Origin of the sequence: Streptomyces aurantiacus (genome assembly GCF_001418335.1) — a bacterium.
Lineage (GTDB): Bacteria > Actinomycetota > Actinomycetes > Streptomycetales > Streptomycetaceae > Streptomyces > Streptomyces aurantiacus.
Genome location: NZ_LIPP01000032.1, coordinates 130,788 through 146,131 on the forward strand (window position 1 = coordinate 130,788; position 15,344 = coordinate 146,131).

At 67.0% G+C, this 15,344-nt stretch carries 14 protein-coding genes and 3 pseudogenes; 6 read left to right on the forward strand and 11 right to left on the reverse strand.

Features of this window, described 5'->3' with window-relative positions; translation table 11 throughout:
• Window positions 1-109: 109 nt before the first annotated feature.
• Window positions 110-988: a helix-turn-helix transcriptional regulator gene (locus AOK01_RS05025; protein WP_245702092.1), complete on the forward strand. Its 879-nt coding sequence runs from the start codon at window positions 110-112 to the stop codon at window positions 986-988.
• A gap of 124 nt (window positions 989-1,112) precedes the next feature.
• Here the strand turns inward: AOK01_RS05025 and AOK01_RS05030 are convergent, their stop codons facing one another.
• Both AOK01_RS05030 and AOK01_RS05035 read right to left on the reverse strand, forming a co-directional pair.
• Window positions 1,113-1,592, reverse strand: a complete 480-nt coding sequence (locus AOK01_RS05030) for a transposase (protein ID WP_213862053.1) — start codon at window positions 1,590-1,592, stop codon at window positions 1,113-1,115.
• A 285-nt stretch (window positions 1,593-1,877) separates the two neighbouring features.
• Entirely contained in the window at window positions 1,878-3,026 is a 1,149-nt protein-coding gene (locus tag AOK01_RS05035) for an amidohydrolase family protein (RefSeq protein ID WP_055508818.1), read from the reverse strand.
• A 487-nt stretch (window positions 3,027-3,513) separates the two neighbouring features.
• Between AOK01_RS05035 and AOK01_RS40580 the strand changes: the two are divergent.
• Window positions 3,514-3,747 (forward strand): annotated as a pseudogene (locus tag AOK01_RS40580) (transposase); the annotation flags it as partial.
• Between the two features lie 41 nt (window positions 3,748-3,788).
• Here the strand turns inward: AOK01_RS40580 and AOK01_RS46415 are convergent.
• From AOK01_RS46415 to AOK01_RS05070, 7 genes and pseudogenes are all read right to left on the reverse strand, one after another.
• A pseudogene (locus tag AOK01_RS46415) lies at window positions 3,789-4,979 on the reverse strand (IS3 family transposase).
• 960 nt (window positions 4,980-5,939) lie between these two features.
• Entirely contained in the window at window positions 5,940-7,142 is a 1,203-nt protein-coding gene (locus AOK01_RS05050) for an acyl-CoA dehydrogenase family protein (RefSeq protein ID WP_079103164.1), read from the reverse strand.
• 144 nt (window positions 7,143-7,286) lie between these two features.
• Window positions 7,287-8,465, reverse strand: coding sequence for a PucR family transcriptional regulator (locus AOK01_RS05055; RefSeq protein WP_245702093.1), 1,179 nt, complete (start codon window positions 8,463-8,465; stop codon window positions 7,287-7,289).
• 305 nt (window positions 8,466-8,770) lie between these two features.
• Window positions 8,771-9,415 carry a flavin reductase family protein gene (locus AOK01_RS05060; RefSeq protein WP_342671023.1) on the reverse strand — a complete coding sequence of 215 codons (645 nt, stop codon included), beginning with the start codon at window positions 9,413-9,415 and terminating at the stop codon, window positions 8,771-8,773.
• Window positions 9,407-10,142, reverse strand: a pseudogene (locus AOK01_RS40585) (transposase); the annotation flags it as partial. The gene AOK01_RS05060 and the pseudogene AOK01_RS40585, both read right to left, overlap by 9 nt.
• Entirely contained in the window at window positions 10,127-10,258 is a 132-nt protein-coding gene (locus tag AOK01_RS46070; protein WP_281181306.1) for a hypothetical protein, read from the reverse strand. The pseudogene AOK01_RS40585 and the gene AOK01_RS46070, both read right to left, overlap by 16 nt.
• A 579-nt stretch (window positions 10,259-10,837) precedes the next feature.
• The gene (locus AOK01_RS05070) at window positions 10,838-11,428 is read right to left on the reverse strand and encodes a TetR family transcriptional regulator (RefSeq protein WP_055508826.1); all 591 of its coding nucleotides are present in this window, start codon (window positions 11,426-11,428) and stop codon (window positions 10,838-10,840) included.
• Window positions 11,429-11,661: 233 nt separating this feature from the next.
• Here AOK01_RS05070 and AOK01_RS05075 point away from each other — a divergent pair, with 233 nt between their 5' ends.
• From AOK01_RS05075 to AOK01_RS05085, 3 genes are all read left to right on the forward strand, one after another.
• Complete coding sequence (locus AOK01_RS05075; protein WP_055508827.1) at window positions 11,662-12,504, forward strand: enoyl-CoA hydratase/isomerase family protein; 843 nt, start codon at window positions 11,662-11,664, stop codon at window positions 12,502-12,504.
• 139 nt (window positions 12,505-12,643) lie between these two features.
• Window positions 12,644-13,555: an SDR family oxidoreductase gene (locus AOK01_RS05080; protein WP_055508830.1), complete on the forward strand. Its 912-nt coding sequence runs from the start codon at window positions 12,644-12,646 to the stop codon at window positions 13,553-13,555.
• 140 nt (window positions 13,556-13,695) lie between these two features.
• Window positions 13,696-14,130: a transposase gene (locus AOK01_RS05085; protein ID WP_107099728.1), complete on the forward strand. Its 435-nt coding sequence runs from the start codon at window positions 13,696-13,698 to the stop codon at window positions 14,128-14,130.
• A gap of 105 nt (window positions 14,131-14,235) precedes the next feature.
• Here the strand turns inward: AOK01_RS05085 and AOK01_RS44705 are convergent, their stop codons facing one another.
• Both AOK01_RS44705 and AOK01_RS05095 read right to left on the reverse strand, forming a co-directional pair.
• Window positions 14,236-14,514, reverse strand: coding sequence for a hypothetical protein (locus AOK01_RS44705; protein ID WP_245702094.1), 279 nt, complete (start codon window positions 14,512-14,514; stop codon window positions 14,236-14,238).
• Window positions 14,515-14,631: 117 nt separating this feature from the next.
• Window positions 14,632-15,054, reverse strand: coding sequence for a secondary thiamine-phosphate synthase enzyme YjbQ (locus tag AOK01_RS05095; protein WP_055508834.1), 423 nt, complete (start codon window positions 15,052-15,054; stop codon window positions 14,632-14,634).
• A gap of 92 nt (window positions 15,055-15,146) precedes the next feature.
• Between AOK01_RS05095 and AOK01_RS46420 the strand changes: the two genes are divergently transcribed.
• Window positions 15,147-15,230 (forward strand): putative leader peptide, encoded by an 84-nt coding sequence (locus AOK01_RS46420; protein ID WP_359392808.1) that lies wholly within the window; start codon window positions 15,147-15,149, stop codon window positions 15,228-15,230.
• Window positions 15,231-15,344 lie beyond the last annotated feature (114 nt).

Here is a 15,344-nt window from a genome sequence, read left to right on the forward strand (position 1 = left end):
TGTGTGGTTGGTCCGATACTGGACCCGCCAGGCGACATGACGCTCGTTCCGCTTGTCCTGGGTCCGCCAGACCCACCCTCACCGTCCGCGCCCACGGCATACTGACGCCGTGACCGACGCCTCCGCCGCCCTGAGCGACGATCCCCGGCGCGAACTCGCCGAGTTCTTGCGCACCCGCCGAACCCGCCTGCGCCCCCAGGACGTCGGCCTGGAACCGGGCCCGAGGCGACGCGTCGCCGGGCTGCGCCGGGAGGAGCTGGCCCTGCTGGCCGGGGTGAGTTCGGACTACTACCAGCGCATGGAGCAAGGACGCGACGTCAGGCCCTCCGAACAGGTCCTGGACGCCCTCGCACGCGCCCTCAACTTCTCCGCCGAGGAGTCCCGGCACCTGCACAGCCTCGCCGCCGCCGCACGTACCCCGGCCCGCAGCCCGCGACCGTACGTCCCGGAGGAGGTGCCGGACACGACGCTACGGCTGCTGCGCACCATGACCTCGCCCGCTCTGGTCGTCGGCCGCTTCCTGGACGTGCTGGCCTGGACCCCGCTCGCCGGGGCCCTGCTGGGCGAGTTCACCCACCAGCCCCAGGCGCGGCGCAACCTGCTGTCGCTGTTCCTGAACCCCGAGGCCGACCAGGTGTGCCCCAAACGCGCAGCCACCGTCGCCGAACTGACCGGAATGCTGCGGACCCAGGTCGCCGCCGATCCCGGGAACCCGCGCGCCGTGGAGCTCGTGGGTGAACTCGCCGTCCGGAGCGACGAGTTCGCGGCGCTGTGGGCCCGCCACGATGTGGAAGAACCCGTCCGCGGCCAGATGCGCATCGACCACCCCCTGGTCGGCGAACTCAACCTGGACTGGGAGGCCTACCCGATACCGGGCAACCCCGGACCCGTCCTGTTCGTCTGCACAGCCGCCGAGAACAGCCCCGACGCCGAACGACTCCAACTGCTCGCCGGCCTGTTGTCCCCCGGGCCGCCATCACGCCCATGACCCGCCGCCGGGCCTGTACCTCCGAGCGCCACCACCTCTCCCACTGCTACGCGTTGCCAGAATCAACTGGAGCGAGCGCCGGCTGCATGTCCGAGAGCAGTGCGTGACGAGCAGCTTGTTCTCATCACGCGTCTTGTATCCGGTGTTCAGGCAGTCGACGACATTGCGGCCCAGCCGCTCGATCTCTTCCTGTGTGGCATCGCGCATCGTCTTCTCCTGTCTTCTCCTGTATCCGCTGTCCGCTGTCCGCGCGCAGCGTGAGGAGAATCGGCGGCTTCAACACCGCGACGGCCAGCGGGATGCCCTGGGCCTCGGACACCACATGCAGCTTGCTGCCCTTCTTGCCGCGATCGACCGGGTTCGGCCCGGTCAGCGTGCCCCTTTCGGCCCGGACCGAGGCGGCATCGACGATCGCCGAGGCCCGGTCCAGCTCGCCCCGCGCACCGAGTTCGTCCAGAACCGCCCGGTGGAGCCGACGCCACGGTCCCGCCCGGATCCACGCGGTGAACCGGCGATGCGCGGTCGCGGGCGAGACGCCGAACGTCTCCGGCAGATGCCGCCAGGCGCACCCGCTGGTCAGCACATACACGACCGCCGTGAACACGGGGCCCGCTCGGCACACGGAGCAGTCCCGCCGCCCTGCGGACGGGAGTTGAACGACGGCAGCAACGGTGCGACCAGCTCCCACAGACCGTCAGGAACCAGCCGCTGCGACAGATCGACACCCACAAGCAGCAATGATGCCGCAGCTCACCACACGAGCACGTGAGACATCCTCTTAAGAAGAGCCTGTATGCGACCGCGTTATGGGGCAGCCGCGCATCGCATACTTCGGCCGTAATCCCGCCTTACAGCAAAGCATTCTTTCACTCCGGCCGCCGCTGGCGTATCACTTCACGGACACTTTCATTTTGAACAGTTTCTCCGCATTTCGGAACGCAATCTTTTCCTTGTCTTCGCGTGGCAAATCGACTCCACGGAACCAGTCGGTCTGCTCCTTTATGTCCGCAAACGGGTAGTCGGTTGCGAACATCACTCGGTCCACGCTTATGTACTTCAGCAGGAGATCGAGCAGTTCGGTCTGGGGGAATGCGCTGGTTGTGACCCAGAAGTTGTCCTGGAAGTATTGCCCGATGGGCTTCTTGAGCGAGTCTTTGGTCGGCTCGCCCATGTCATTGACGATCCGCTTGTAGTAGAAGGGAAGACCTTCGCCCATGTGGCCGATGATGATTTTTAGTTTGGGGAATCTGTCGAAAACCCCGTACGTGATCATCCGAACGCATTGGGTCAGCACCTCCTGGTGCCAGCCATATCCAGACCCACTGAAAATGTAGTCTTGGAACTCTTCCGTGTATTCAGACCGTGTGGTGCTGTAGTAGATCTTGAAGACCTCGTCAGCTGGATAGCCGGGATGCAGGTAGATCGGCACATCGAGAGCAACGGCACGTGCCAGCACAGGCTCGAAATCGGGATGATCGAGATACTTCTTCGCGATGTGTCCGTTGGTCAGTGCGCCCAAGAAGCCATCTTCTCGAACCGAGCGTTCCAGTTCGTCCGCCGCCGCCTCCGGGCTCCGCAAGGGCAAGGTGGCGAAAGCCTTGAAGCGGCCCGGATATTTGGCGATCGGCCCGTCTACAAGTTGCCGGTTAAGGCGATAGGCAAGGTCGATGCCCCTTTGCCCGGGGACATTTTGCACGGAGGGTGTATGAGCAGAGAGGATTTGAACATTGAGTCCCCCCGCATCCATATCGCCGATGCGGCGTTGACCTAGATCCGAAAGACCAATTTCCTCAAGGAACGCTATGTGATCCTGATTGATGGAGTTCAGCTTCAACAACGTGGGAGTCGAAAAGGTCTCCTCCGTGCCGATGAAGGGCAGGTCCTGGTCCCGCCGTGAAATTTCCGAAGTCTTGTCCGAAGTCTTGTCCGAAGTCTCGTTATCGCTCACTTCCGAGACAATGGCGTGCGTGGACAAGCCGGCACCAATGCCAAGTGCCGTGCTGGCGGCGAGAAAGCCGCGGCGTCCCATGGGCTTCATGTCAGTCCCTCTCTTCAGGCGTTTGTGTGGTGAGGTATCCGTACGGCATCCGTCTGCGAGATGCTTCAGGGGGTCTTCGCGTCCTGCTCGCGCACCGCGGCAGCGCTCAGGTCGAGGAACCGCTCGCCGGTGCGCAGGAACTGTGGTGGAGCTGACGACCGCCCGCGTGCGCGCTGTGCGGACCGGCCGCGGCGGGCCCCGCACTGTTGTCGGCGTGTGACCCCGCATGCGGCGCGACAGGGAACGCCGTCGCGAGCGCCCTGGTGGCCGCCTCGAACCGCAACCGGCCGGGCTGCGCTTTCCCCGATGGTGCTGCGTCGACTCCCATCACTAGCCTCCTGCATACGGATTGCATCGCTTATCCGCATGCCTACTTCCTACCGAGCGAACCTGAGACGAACGTTAAAGAGCTGCTCACGCGCTCTGCTGCATGATCAGTTGTGAGAGCTTCCCGAGCCGTTGCTTCCGCCGTGGCCCGATGAAGACGCCCGGTCCGCGGCCGGTGCCGGATCGGCAGTGCCTGCAGGGCATCGTGTACGTGCTGCATACCGGGATCGGCTGGGAAGACCTTCCGCAGGAACTCGGCTTCAGGTCAGGCATGACGTGCTGGCGGCGGATCAAGCGGTGGATCAACGCCGGGGTGTTCGACGATCTGCATCGGGTCCTGCTTGCCCAGCTGAACGCGGCACACGAGATCGACTGGTCCCGGGCGGTGATCGACGGCAGCCACATCGACACGAAAAAGTGCCCCTATGGTCTTCGTCAAGCAGTGACGGGGGTCCGGGGCTCGTAGAAGGTGCCGTCTCGGAGCATGGCGAAGAGCACGTCGATGCGTCGGCGGGCGAGGGTGATCAGGGCTGCGACGTGGTGTTTCCCCTCGCGGCGTTTCCTCGTAGTAGGCCCGTGACTCCGGCTGGGAGAGCGAGGCGAACGCGGCGAGGCAGAAGGCGCGTTTGAGCTGCTTGTTGCCTCGCCGGGCAGGGTGTTCGCCGCGGATGGAGGAGCCGGAGGCGCGGGTGACCGGTGCCAGGCCGGCGTAGGCGGCCAGGTGTCCGGCGGTGGCGAAGGCCCGACTGGTGTACTGGGCTCCGTGGTCGGTGTGCAGGACCGCTCCGGCGAGGCTGCCGCAGGTCCGTTCGGCGGCGGCCAGGGCATCGGTGACGAGGCCGGTGCGCATGTGGTCCGCGATCGCCCAGCCGGCCAGGCGGCGTGAGGCGAGATCGATGACGGTGGCAAAATACAGGAACTTCCCGCCCTCCAGCGGGAGATAGGTGATGTCGCCGACGTACTTCGTGTTCGGCTCGCGTGCGGTGAAGTCGCGGCCGATCAGGTCCGGGGCCTTCACTGCGGCAGGGTCCGGGATCGTGGTGCGGTGCCTGCGACGCAGCCGCACTCCGGCCAGGCCGATGCTCCGCATCACCCGCGCGATGCGCTTGTGGTTGATCCGCTCGCCGTCGTCGCGGAGTTCGGCGGTGCTCCTGGGGACGCCGTAGGTACCGTCCGACTCACGGTGCACGGCCTGTATCCGGGCGGCGAGGCGGGCGTCGGCCGCCTGCCGGGCGGCCCGGTCCGCGGCCGTCCGGCGCCAGTAGTAGAAGCTGGAGCGGGCGATGCCCAGGATGGTGCACAGCCGCTTCACGCCGTAGCGGCGCTGGTGGTCGGCGACGAACTGGAAGCGGTTCACCAGCGCGTCTCCCCGGCGAAATACTTCGCGGCCTTGCGCAGGATCTCGCGTTCTTCCTCCAGCTCGCGGACCTTTTTGCGCAGAGCGGCGTTCTCCGCCTCCAGCGGCGTGGGCGGCTCGGCGGGGGCCTCTGCCCGGCGTCCCCGCGGCCGGCTCACGCCGGCTGCCCGAACCCAGTTTCGCAAGGTCTCGGGGTTGATTCCCAGATCGGCAGCGACCTGCCGGATCGTCGCCTCGGGCCGCGACTGGTACAGCGCGACCGCGTCCACTTAGAACTGCGGCGGATAGTTCTTCATGACCACGAGATGTCCGTCCTCAGATCCTCAGGATCCAGTGTCTCGTGTGTCCAAGAGCAAGGGGCAAGGCCCATCCACGTTACGAAGAGGCTGCTTCTCCCATCCGGGATCGGCGCTCGTGCCCCTGACTTGTTGAATCGACCCCAGACGCCCGGTCTGCAGCCGTAGCGTCAAGGGTGCCGGTCGGCACGGGCTCGAAGGCCGGGAGCCCTGTTGCAGGGCCATGAAGAAGGTAACTGTGAGAGTGGAGCTGCGGCCCAGGTTGGTCTGCTGACAGGATCGACGCCGACGTTCCGGTATGACTCACAAGGTAACTGACGGCTCGTCAGAGCTTGTCGTGCCCCCGAGGTGTCTGCTGACCGTCGGCGTCGGCCTGGCCCACCCCGTTGGGGACCCACTCCTCGATCTTCTCCAGGAACGCGTCGATCATCTTCGGCCGCGGCTCGTACTCATACGGGTTCCGCCCGCTGTCGCAGGCCTCGACAAACCGCTTGACCGTCTTCGGGTCATGCCCCGTCAGAGTGGCCGCCGACCAGACCGTCTCGGTCAGGTCGTACGCCTACGCCCGCAATATCTCCGTCCTGTTTGCTGATGCTTCGCAGACACCAGCAAACAGGACGGAGGGGCCCTTCAGATATGGGGAGCGATCAGGAATACGCAGGCCGGACGGCTATCCACCTGGTTTTCTGGTGGCAATCGGCCGCACACCTGGACTTTGCCACTTCAGCCGACAGACGCACGAGCAGGTCACTCGGCCGAAAAAGTCTGCTCGGCGGGAAGCCCTCCGCACCCGAACTCGCAGTACTTCTGCAGCACTCCGTGCCGGGACGAAGACAAATATCGGGTGAGTTGCTGGACGATGCGCACAGCCGCCTCGCAGCGTTCGCGAGACGCCGGCAGCCCGTCCGGGACCGCGGCGGTGGGACCGGGCCATCAGACGAGGTCGGTGACGTCGCCCCGGATACCGAGCAACGACTTCCCGTAGATCTCCGTGCTCACCTCGGGGTTCACGATCGCGTGCCGGCTGCCGGCCTCGCTGTCCCGCCAGATGCGCTGCAACGGGTTGACCTCGGCAAAGCTGCCCGCTCCGTGTGCGGAGACCAGAATTCGGATGGCCTCGCGCGCATGGACGGCGGCAACCCCGGTGTCCATCCGCGCGCGGGCACGGGCGTCGTAATCGGGGTAACTGTCCTGCTCAGCAGCCTCGTCGATCTCGGCGGCGGCCCGGTAAGCGTGCAGGTGCGCCGAGTCGATCAGCGACGCGGCCTGCGCGACAGCAAGTTGCGTGGTGGGTGCTACGGCCTGGTTGTCGTAGAAGGTGTAGGTCATGGCCCGGTTCGGGGCCTTCTGCACAACCAGGTCGAGTGCGGCTTGAGCCAGCCCGAGTTGCGGTGCGGCAAGTACCAGCGCCGACACCGGGACGAAGGCCGAACGATAGACGGCCTCCTCGGTGTGAGGGGTGGCGTACCGGCCCGCCGCCGCATCCGCCGACGACAGGTAGCGGTGGCTCGGAACGAAGATCTCGTCAGCAATGAGGGTGTTGGACGCGGTGCCACGCATACCGGTCACAAACCAGGTGTCCTCGACGGTCAGTTCCGCCATCGGAACGAGAACCATTCCCCGCTCCGAACCACCGTCACGGAGCACGCCGACGATCGCCCACCGGGCGTGGGCCTGGCCCGACGCCGGGGACCAGCGGCCGGAGACGACGAAGCCGCCGTCGACCTCACGGGCGCTCGCCGTGGGCGCGAGGACGCCCGCAACGCGGGCGGTCGGGTCATCGGCCCAGATGTCGTCCTGGGCCTGGGTCGGGTAAAGCCCGACGTACCACGAGCACACATTGAGCAGCGTCGTCGTCCACGCTGTCGACCCGCAGGCGCGCGCGACCTCCCGCGAAACCTCAAGACAGGTCCGTATGTCGGTCTGCAGACCGCCGTAGCGTGCCGGCTGCAGAATAGACAGCAACCCAGCCTCAGCGAGCGCCTCGATGTTCTCCGCCGGCACCAGGCGTTCGCGGTCGCTGCGCTCGGCTTGGCCGGCCAACCGTGGGAACAGCTTCGCTGCGCGCCCTACCAAATCGGCGCGCAGCTCCCGGTCAGCGGTGGTAGCTCCTGGGCGGTCAAGGGCGATCGTCATCGGTCAGCTCCTTTTGGGGTCGGTGCCGTGCCGCCGATAAGGCGGACAGCGACAGTGCGGCTGTGCGTTCCCAGGAAACAACCTCGGCCGCGGGCCCCGCTTGCTCTGCGGATCCAACATCGAGGGGGATGTTTGGACGCCCGGTCAGGTCGGCAGCTGAGTCGGCGCGAGAACCGAGTCGCCGAACTCCTCAGCCAGCAGCAGCGCGGCGTACAGAGAGAGTCGGCGATGGCCGATGTCGTGGCCGAGGACCTCCTGCGCCCGCTTGACACGGTAGGCAACCGTGCCCCGGGCGATATGCAGCTGCTCAGCAACCCGCACGAGGCTCCGCTCGGCCTCGAAGTAGTGCAGCAGGGTGGTACGCAGAGCGTGCATTCCACTCCCGCGGCCTCCCAACTCACCCAGCTCGCTCCGCACGAACTCTCCGGCAGCGGCGAGGTCACCGGCCAGCAGCACGGTGAGCACCACGTCGCGGTACAGGGTCACCCGGGGCGCCTCCCTGACCGACAGGCCGCGCAGCCGCTCGACACGCACCGCCTCCTGATGCGTGCGACGGAAACCCGCCGGCCCCAGAGCCGGCGATCCCACGGCTGCGCGCAACCCAGCTCCCACCCTCGAAGCAGACGCCTGATTCGGCCGTCGCTTCGGTACCGCTCCCCAGGCCCAGACCCGCCCCGAGCCGACTGGCACCACCAGGGTCGCCGTCGCACCCAGCCCCTTCAACAGGCTCGTCGCTGCCGACGGCAGTCGGGAATCCTCGGCCGGAGAACCAGTCCACACGATTACGCCGACATGAGTGCGTTCGAGGTCGTACCCCAGCGTGCGCGCGGCGTCGTCGACATCGCCCACGGAGTTGGCAAGCAGCGCATGCACCGTCGCCAGCCGGGTTGCGGCCGCACTGGTGGTCCAGCGATCGTGTTCCGCCAGGTACTCCCGGGTCATCGCGTCGGTGAACGCGTCGACGTAGGCGAACAGCTCTTCGTTGATGGCCTTCATCTCACGGGTGAGCTGAGCCGGCTCAACCAATCGTTCGCAGGCTCGCAGGAACGCCCGGGCCAAGGATGCGTGCCCGACCCGGATCGCCCGTAGCACATGGTGCAGCGGCACAGCGCGATGCACGTAGTCCTGGACTCCGTCCAACGACCCCTCACCGATCGGGGGGAACACCGCCGCCGGCTCGGCCAACCGCAACAGCGAGTGCAATGTGGCGGCCTCACTGCCGCGACGCAGTACCTCGATCGCCAGCCCAGCACCGTCGACCAGGGGTACCTCCTTCGCGATGCGCGCGGCGGTGACCTGTCCCTGTTCGATCGCCCAGCACACGGGATCCAGGCCGACCCTCGCTACGGCGTCGGCGAGCGTGACCGGTGGACACGAGGACCTCGCGAGGCCATACGGCCTGGACGGGGCCAACCTGGCGAGCCACTCGCGTCCAGAGTCCATGACCCGTCACCGTGAAATCGTCGCGAGTGAGGCGGACCGCCGGACCGCGCCTGTGCTCATGATCCGATCATCGGACATTGCAGTCATGTCGACAAGCGGCCTGCGCGCCTCATCGGCGGCGCAGGAAGGGACTGTGACTGTTTTCATCGCCGTCACTTCGATGTCGGGGTTCGTGCGGGTCCGAGTCAGCTTGCGACAGCAAGGGGAGTGTGCGTACCGAAGACCCGGCGGGCATAGGTGAGTGGGGGAACAGGGGTGGTCTCGGCTTCCTCGACACATACGACGAGCAGGATGTGGTCACCGCCGTCCACGTGACGTTGGACGAGTCCTGCCGTCCAGCCGGCGGACTCGGGCAGGTGGGGCAGCCCGGCACGGCGGGTCCAAGCCACGCCGTCGAACTTCGAGCCTTCCTGACTCCTGCGCGCGAAGGCCGATGCCAGTGCCCGCTGGTGGGCACCGAGGATATTCACTCCCACCCTGTCGCCCGGCTGAAGGTGATTGAGCAGCCCTGAAGCACGGTCCAGGGCGAAACTCACCAGCGGGGGGTCGAGAGAGAGCGAGGCGAAGCTCGACACGGTGCTGCCGTGAGGTCGCCGGTCAGCACCGGTTGCCGTGATCACGGTGACCGGGGCGCACACCCCACTCATCAGCTCGACGAAAGCGTCTCGGTCGATCATCAATTGCCTCCTGGCATGCTCTATTTCAGCTGCCCTACACAGTGCCTCTGGATGAAACACGTCCGACAACACACAGTGAACTCCGATTCCCGGGGTGGTTTCTTGGTCTGCCAGTTCAGGATCCGTGCATGCCGTTGGTCTGCCACTGTGCATGTGGGCGACGGCCCGGACGGCATGGGGAAAGCCGTCGCCGTACTGTCGGCAATCATGGAGGACCTTGTAGTTCTTCATCCGGCCAATCACATGAACCCCCGCGCGGACCTTGCGGTGAGTGGCATTGTCCTCCCCCTCGCCCGGGAGGATCGGCCCTCCGGGGCGTTTGCGGTGCGGGACAACCATGCCGCAGTTGAGGTAGACGCCGTCGCCCAGAGCAGTCACGCCTTGACAGCGCTCGGCCAGGCCAGAATCTCGCCAAGCATGGGCGTCCGCAGTGGTGCCCGGCACCGGCTGGGCGGCCGGGATCACGAGGCGGGTGTCAGCGTCCACGATGACCTGTACATTCGCGGAGAACCCGTAGTTGCGGCTGGAGGAGCCGACATGCCGGTCGCGGACCGGGACCAGGCTACCGTCCACGATCCGCAACCCGTCCGCCGGGATACGGGCCCGAGCGCGAGCAGCGGCACCAGCTTCTGGATCACCCGACACATCGTCGACGACGAGACACCAAAGAGTGGCCGGTATTGCCGCATGGTCAGGTTCGCCCGGTAGTACACGGCCACGACCAGCACCCGCTCGGCCAGCGGCAACGACCACGGCCGACCTCGCAGAGTGCCGTTCCCACCCCGCTCCCGCACGGCCTTCAGCAGCCGGCCGAACTGTTCCGTCCGCAGCCCCGTGCACGTATCCACCCACACACGTTCAGCCTCAATATCCCAGCCATGCACCGAACTGGGCGACCCCACGACCGCCGGCCTGCCCGGTGAAGTCCAGGCGTACAAGCTGCAGTCCCAGGATCAGGAGGGCGCGGTGGCGCAGCGTGCCGACGTGCCTCTGCACGCACCGAGCCAGGCAAAGGTATGGCGGACAGGTCACCGTCGGAGCCGACCTCGTGCGCCTTCCGCTCGTACACCGCTGACTCCTACCGGCAGTGCAGCGTGGGCACAGTCCGGGGGCATCGAACTCCGGCGCTTCGGGCCGCCGCCGGTCACGGTCGGAGTTCCCTCGCTCTCCATTGCCCTGTAGCGCCGGTCTGGGAAACCCACCCCCGACCCTCTCCGCACGACTCACCATGGTGCCCCCGTCACCGCCGCTCCCGGTACCCCACGGCCGACGCTCTCGTACTCCTCACCACGCTCAGCACCTCCCCATAGCCGTCCGTCTCCCGCTGGGCGAAGCGCTTATACGGTCCCGTCGTGCGATGCCCTCTGGGGGCATCCTCTGTATCGCCGCGCGGCTGTCCATCCCTGCGCGGCGATCCGCCCGCGCAATCGCGCGCGACGGCCGATGTGATGCCGTGATAGACCAGGGCCGTTGGCATGGCTCTGCCCGAGAGGCGGAGCCGGTGAGACCGGCTCCCGCTTTCATCGAAGACCTTGGAAGACCCTCCGCGGTGAGCGAAGGGCGAGGGTGTACTGGTCAGCTTTCAGACCGTGCCCGCGTCGCTGGGACAGTCGCGAAGAGGATCCGCAGATCGTCAAAGGCTTGGAGAAGATGTGCATCCAGGCTCTGCGCGGGGTCGTCGATCCAGGCTTGCGCGGCATGGTGGAAGGTAGCCCATCCGGTGTGAGCGGCCAGGCCGGCCAACTGGTCGGATACGTCGCGCCGGCGTAGTGCTTCCGCCAAGGCTTCGCTGAGGTAGGCGCCTTTGGCCGCGTCGCGTTCGCGGAGTGCGGGCGTCTTGGCGATCAACTCCAGTCGCGGTTCGGAGAAGGGCCGGTTCTCCTCAAGCACTCGTCCGGCCTTCCGGAAGGCGTGCAGCAACACGTCGAGTGGCTGCAGACCATCGGGAGCGTCGGCGACTTCCTGCATCAGCGCGGCACGCAGGTCGGCCTCGCCGTCGAAGAGCACTTCCCTCTTGTCGGGGAAGTGCCGGAAGAAAGTGCGCTCGTTGACACCGGCACGAGCGGCGATCTCGGCCGTGGTGGTCCGGTCGAATCCGCGCTCCCGGTACAACTCCAACGCCGCCTGCTGCAGGCGGCGACGCGCTCCTGCTCCGCTTCTCGGCACTCCTGAAGGATACCTCCCTCGTCAGTGACTGGCACCACTTGACGCCAGTCACTGGCGCTACGTAGCGTCAGTCCATGGCACTACTTAGCGCCAGTGACTGACATTCAGGGAAGAGGCTCTGTCCAGGTGACAGTCGGCCCCGGTCACATCCCTCACCGCGATCACATGGCGACAGGGCGTGATCGGCACCCACTCCGGTCCCTGCCAGCAGCCGAGACGACGAGAGGCAGCCAATGTCCAACGACGACCTGCGTCCCAACATCGACTGGAACAAGTACCAGACGCTCACGCTGGAGAGGCGCGACGACGGCATCCTGCTCATCACGATCGCCGCGCCCGAGGGACGCCCCGCTCCGAGCCTTCGCCGACGCCACACCGAGATCAGCCAGATCTGGCGCGACTTCGGTGATGACCCCGGCCTGCGCGTCGCGGTCATCACCGGCACGGGAGAACGGTTCTGGACCATCGAAGGCAGCGGCGCCGCCGACGAGATGCGCGAGGGCCTCGGCAACTACGACAGCATCGTCGGTCTCATCCGTGAGGGCCTTGTCAACGCGCACGGCATCGTCAACTGCGACAAGCCGATCGTCTCCGCCATCAACGGCGAGGCCATGGGCTCAGGGCTCGCGACCGCCCTGCTCGCGGACATCAGCGTCGCATCGACGGAAGCCCGACTGATCGACGGGCATCTCCTCCAAGGGATCGCCGCAGGTGATCACTCGGTGATGATCTGGCCCCTGCTGTGCGGACTGGCGAAGGCCAAGTACTACCTGCTCTCCTCGCAAGAACTCACCGGGGAGGTGGCCGAGCGCATCGGCCTGGTGAGCGCCGCGGTCCCGCCCGACGACGTGCTCGACACCGCGCTCGACATCGCGCAGCGCATGGCGGCCGGTCCCCAGCACGCCCTGCGCTGGACCAAGCGTTCACTCAACCACTGGCTACGGACCGCGACGCCCTCCTTCGAGGCGTCGATCGCCTTCGAGGCGATGAGCTTCTTCGGTCCCGACGTCGCCGAGGCGATCAACGCCGCGATCGAGCACCGCTCACCGAGCTTCGCCGAACCACTGCCCTGGTAGCCGCGGCGCAGCCGTCATGAAACCGATACACCGACCACCTCGCCACCCTCGAACGCGCACCATTCACACCCCCACCCACACCCACATCACCACTGGACCCGTTCAGCGGCCCGGTGCCCACTTATAGAAGGACCGTTCCGTGCGCATTTTCGTTACTGGTGGTTCCGGCCAGACCGGCCCCGCCGTCGTCGCCGAGCTCATCGCGGCCGGCCACACCGTCACCGGCCTGGCGCGCTCGGATGCCTCCGCCGCCCGGCTGGAATCACTGGGAGCCACACCCCACCGCGGCTCCCTGGACGACCACGACAGCCTGCGCCGCGGCGCCGAAGCCTCCGACGGCGTCCTCCACATGGCCTACGGCGGCGACTTCTCCGACCCCGACGACATGATGAGGCGCGACACGAACGCCATCAAGGCCCTTGGCCAGCCGTTGGAACGCTCGGGCAAGCCGCTGGTCATCACCTCGGGCACCCTGGTCATGCCCGCCGGCCGGGAGACCACCGAGGAGGACGAGCCCGACACGGCCGGGCTCGCCGCCTTCCGCATCGCGGGCGAGCGAGCCTGTCTGGACTTCGCCGCCCGGGGAGTACGTGCCTGCGTGGTCCGCCTCGCTCCTACCGTCCACGGCCCCGAAGACCACGGCTTCATCCCCATGCTCATCATCACCGCACGAAAGACCGGCGTCTCGGCCTACGTCGGCGACGGCATCAACCGGTGGCCCGCAGTGCACCGGCTCGACGCCGCGCGCCTGTTCCGCCTGACACTGGAGAAGGCTCCTGCGGGCAGTGTGCTGCACGGGGTGGCCGAAAGCGGCGTCACCATGAAGAGCATCGCGCAGACGATCGCCCGGGGCCTGGACCTGCCCACGATGTCGCTGACACCGGACGAGGCTGCCGGGCACTACATCAGCCCCTTCATGGCCATCGCCTACGCCCACGACTCGCCCGTCTCCAGTGCTCGCACACAAGAGTTGCTCGGCTGGTCGCCCACCCATCCGGCACTGCTCGAAGACCTGGAACACGGCGACTACTTGACCACACCGGCCTCCTGAGCCCTACCTGCCAGGCCTGAGTCTGAGACGGTTCATTCGCAAGATCGTCGGGCCCAGGGGTTCCGGGTATGGCTCTGAGCGCCTAGGTGGTTTCGTTCGGCTCAGTCGGTCGTTGGTTGGTCCGCGTGGGCCGTTGACTGATGCGCAGTGGGCGCGGATTGAGCCTTTACTCCCGGACCGCATGCCGAAGCGGGGGGCGAGACCATCGTGAGGTGATCGACGCAATCGCCTACACGTTCCAGACCGGCACGCAGTGGGTTCACCTGCCGGAGAAGTACGGCAATTGGCGAGGCATCTACAGCCGGCTGCGGCTGTGGGCCGTCGACAGCACCTGGGAGCGGGAGTTCACCGCCCTGGTGGCCCAGGCCGACGCGGACGAGGACCTCAACCGGGTGGTGTCGGTGGACTCCACGATTGTGCGTGCTCACCAGCACGCGGCCGGGGCCCGCAAAAGGGGGCCCCTGCCGACCGGTCCAACCGGCCAACACACATGCCTATTAGGCGTATCCCTCCCGCGCGATCCGCGAGCACTTGCGCAAGCGCGGCATCCGGGCAGTGATCCCCGTCCCCGCTGACCAGCGCGCACACCGGCTGCGTCGGGGCAGCCGCGGGGGCAGGGCGCCGCCTTGGGTCAGTTCCGGTCCGGTGCCGGTGCCGGTGCCGGTGAGACAGCTCGTCGATCAGGTCTGGGCTGTGTCGCTGGGATGACCGGCGTCCCGCCAGGTCAGGGCGTGGGCGGCCTCGATGGGGGTGTGCGGCTGGTCGAGCGGGGCCTCGCGTTGTCCCACCGCCCGGCTGTCCTGATCCACCACATCGGCGGTGAACAACTCTCGGTGCTCAAGCCCGAACACCCCGTCCACCGAGAGCCTGCCCACAGCGGCGAGGACGCCTTCCCGTCGGCGCTCGGGGGACGACGTGGCCGCCTTCAAAGTGACAGCCGCCGCACTCCCAGCAGGCACTTTCCACATCCGTCGTAGGGCCGCTCGATCTCTTCCCGTGCGGCATCGCGCATCGTCTTCTCCTGTATCCGCGCGCAGCGTAAGGAGAATCGGCGGCCACTCCCAGGACGGTCTTGGTCACCCCAGGAAACTCAACCGAACCCGACGGTCGGCGTTGTCGACGTTGGTGTCGACCAGGCACACCGACTGCCACGTCCCCAGTTCCAGCCGGCCGTCCAGTACCGGCAGTGTGGCGTGCGGAGGCACGATCGCCGGGAGGACGTGGTCGCGGCCGTGGCCGGGGCTTCCGTGGCGGTGCTGCCAGCGGTCGTCCGCGGGGAGGAGCGTGTGGAGGGCGGCGAGCAGGTCCTCCTCGCTGCCCGCTCCGGTCTCCAGGACAGCCACGCCGGCCGTCGCGTGCGGTACGAAGACGTTGAGCAGGCCGTCGCGACCGCCCGCCGCTTCCCGGAGGAAGGCCTCGCAGTCACCAGTGAGGTCGACGACCGCTTCCCTGGATCCGGAGGTGATGTTCAGGACACGAGTGGTGAAGACATCGGGCATGGACCAATCCTCGCCCATGCGTCGCCCATACGCGGGTCCACCTCGCGAGACGGCATTGACCGTACACGGCTGAGCTGGCTACTTTCGGCGACATGTCGCGTTCAGTACTGCTCACCACGCGCGGTCACATCGACCTGCTGCGGGTGGCCTCTGCCGCGTGTCGCACCGGCCGCTGACACCCTCCTCACCTGCTGCTTTCCCCTCCGCGCCGCGGCGTCTCCCCGCTTCCCTCCCGTACGCCCGCCCGACCTGGGCCGGGAGTCCGGGCGCCGAAGCGCACCCTCGCCGCT

What these genes read in the sequence shown, in the direction of transcription:
- AOK01_RS05075 (WP_055508827.1), top strand. Translation starts at nt 11,662, where the DNA reads ATGTCCAACGACGACCTGCGTCCCAACATCGACTGGAACAAGTACCAG.
- AOK01_RS05035 (WP_055508818.1), bottom strand. Translation starts at nt 3,026, where the DNA reads ATGAAGCCCATGGGACGCCGCGGCTTTCTCGCCGCCAGCACGGCACTT.
- AOK01_RS05060 (WP_342671023.1), bottom strand. Translation starts at nt 9,415, where the DNA reads ATGCACAGTGGCAGACCAACGGCATGCACGGATCCTGAACTGGCAGAC.
- AOK01_RS46420 (WP_359392808.1), top strand. Translation starts at nt 15,147, where the DNA reads ATGTCGCGTTCAGTACTGCTCACCACGCGCGGTCACATCGACCTGCTG.
- AOK01_RS05085 (WP_107099728.1), top strand. Translation starts at nt 13,696, where the DNA reads ATGCGCAGTGGGCGCGGATTGAGCCTTTACTCCCGGACCGCATGCCGA.
- AOK01_RS05050 (WP_079103164.1), bottom strand. Translation starts at nt 7,142, where the DNA reads ATGACGATCGCCCTTGACCGCCCAGGAGCTACCACCGCTGACCGGGAG.
- AOK01_RS05095 (WP_055508834.1), bottom strand. Translation starts at nt 15,054, where the DNA reads ATGCCCGATGTCTTCACCACTCGTGTCCTGAACATCACCTCCGGATCC.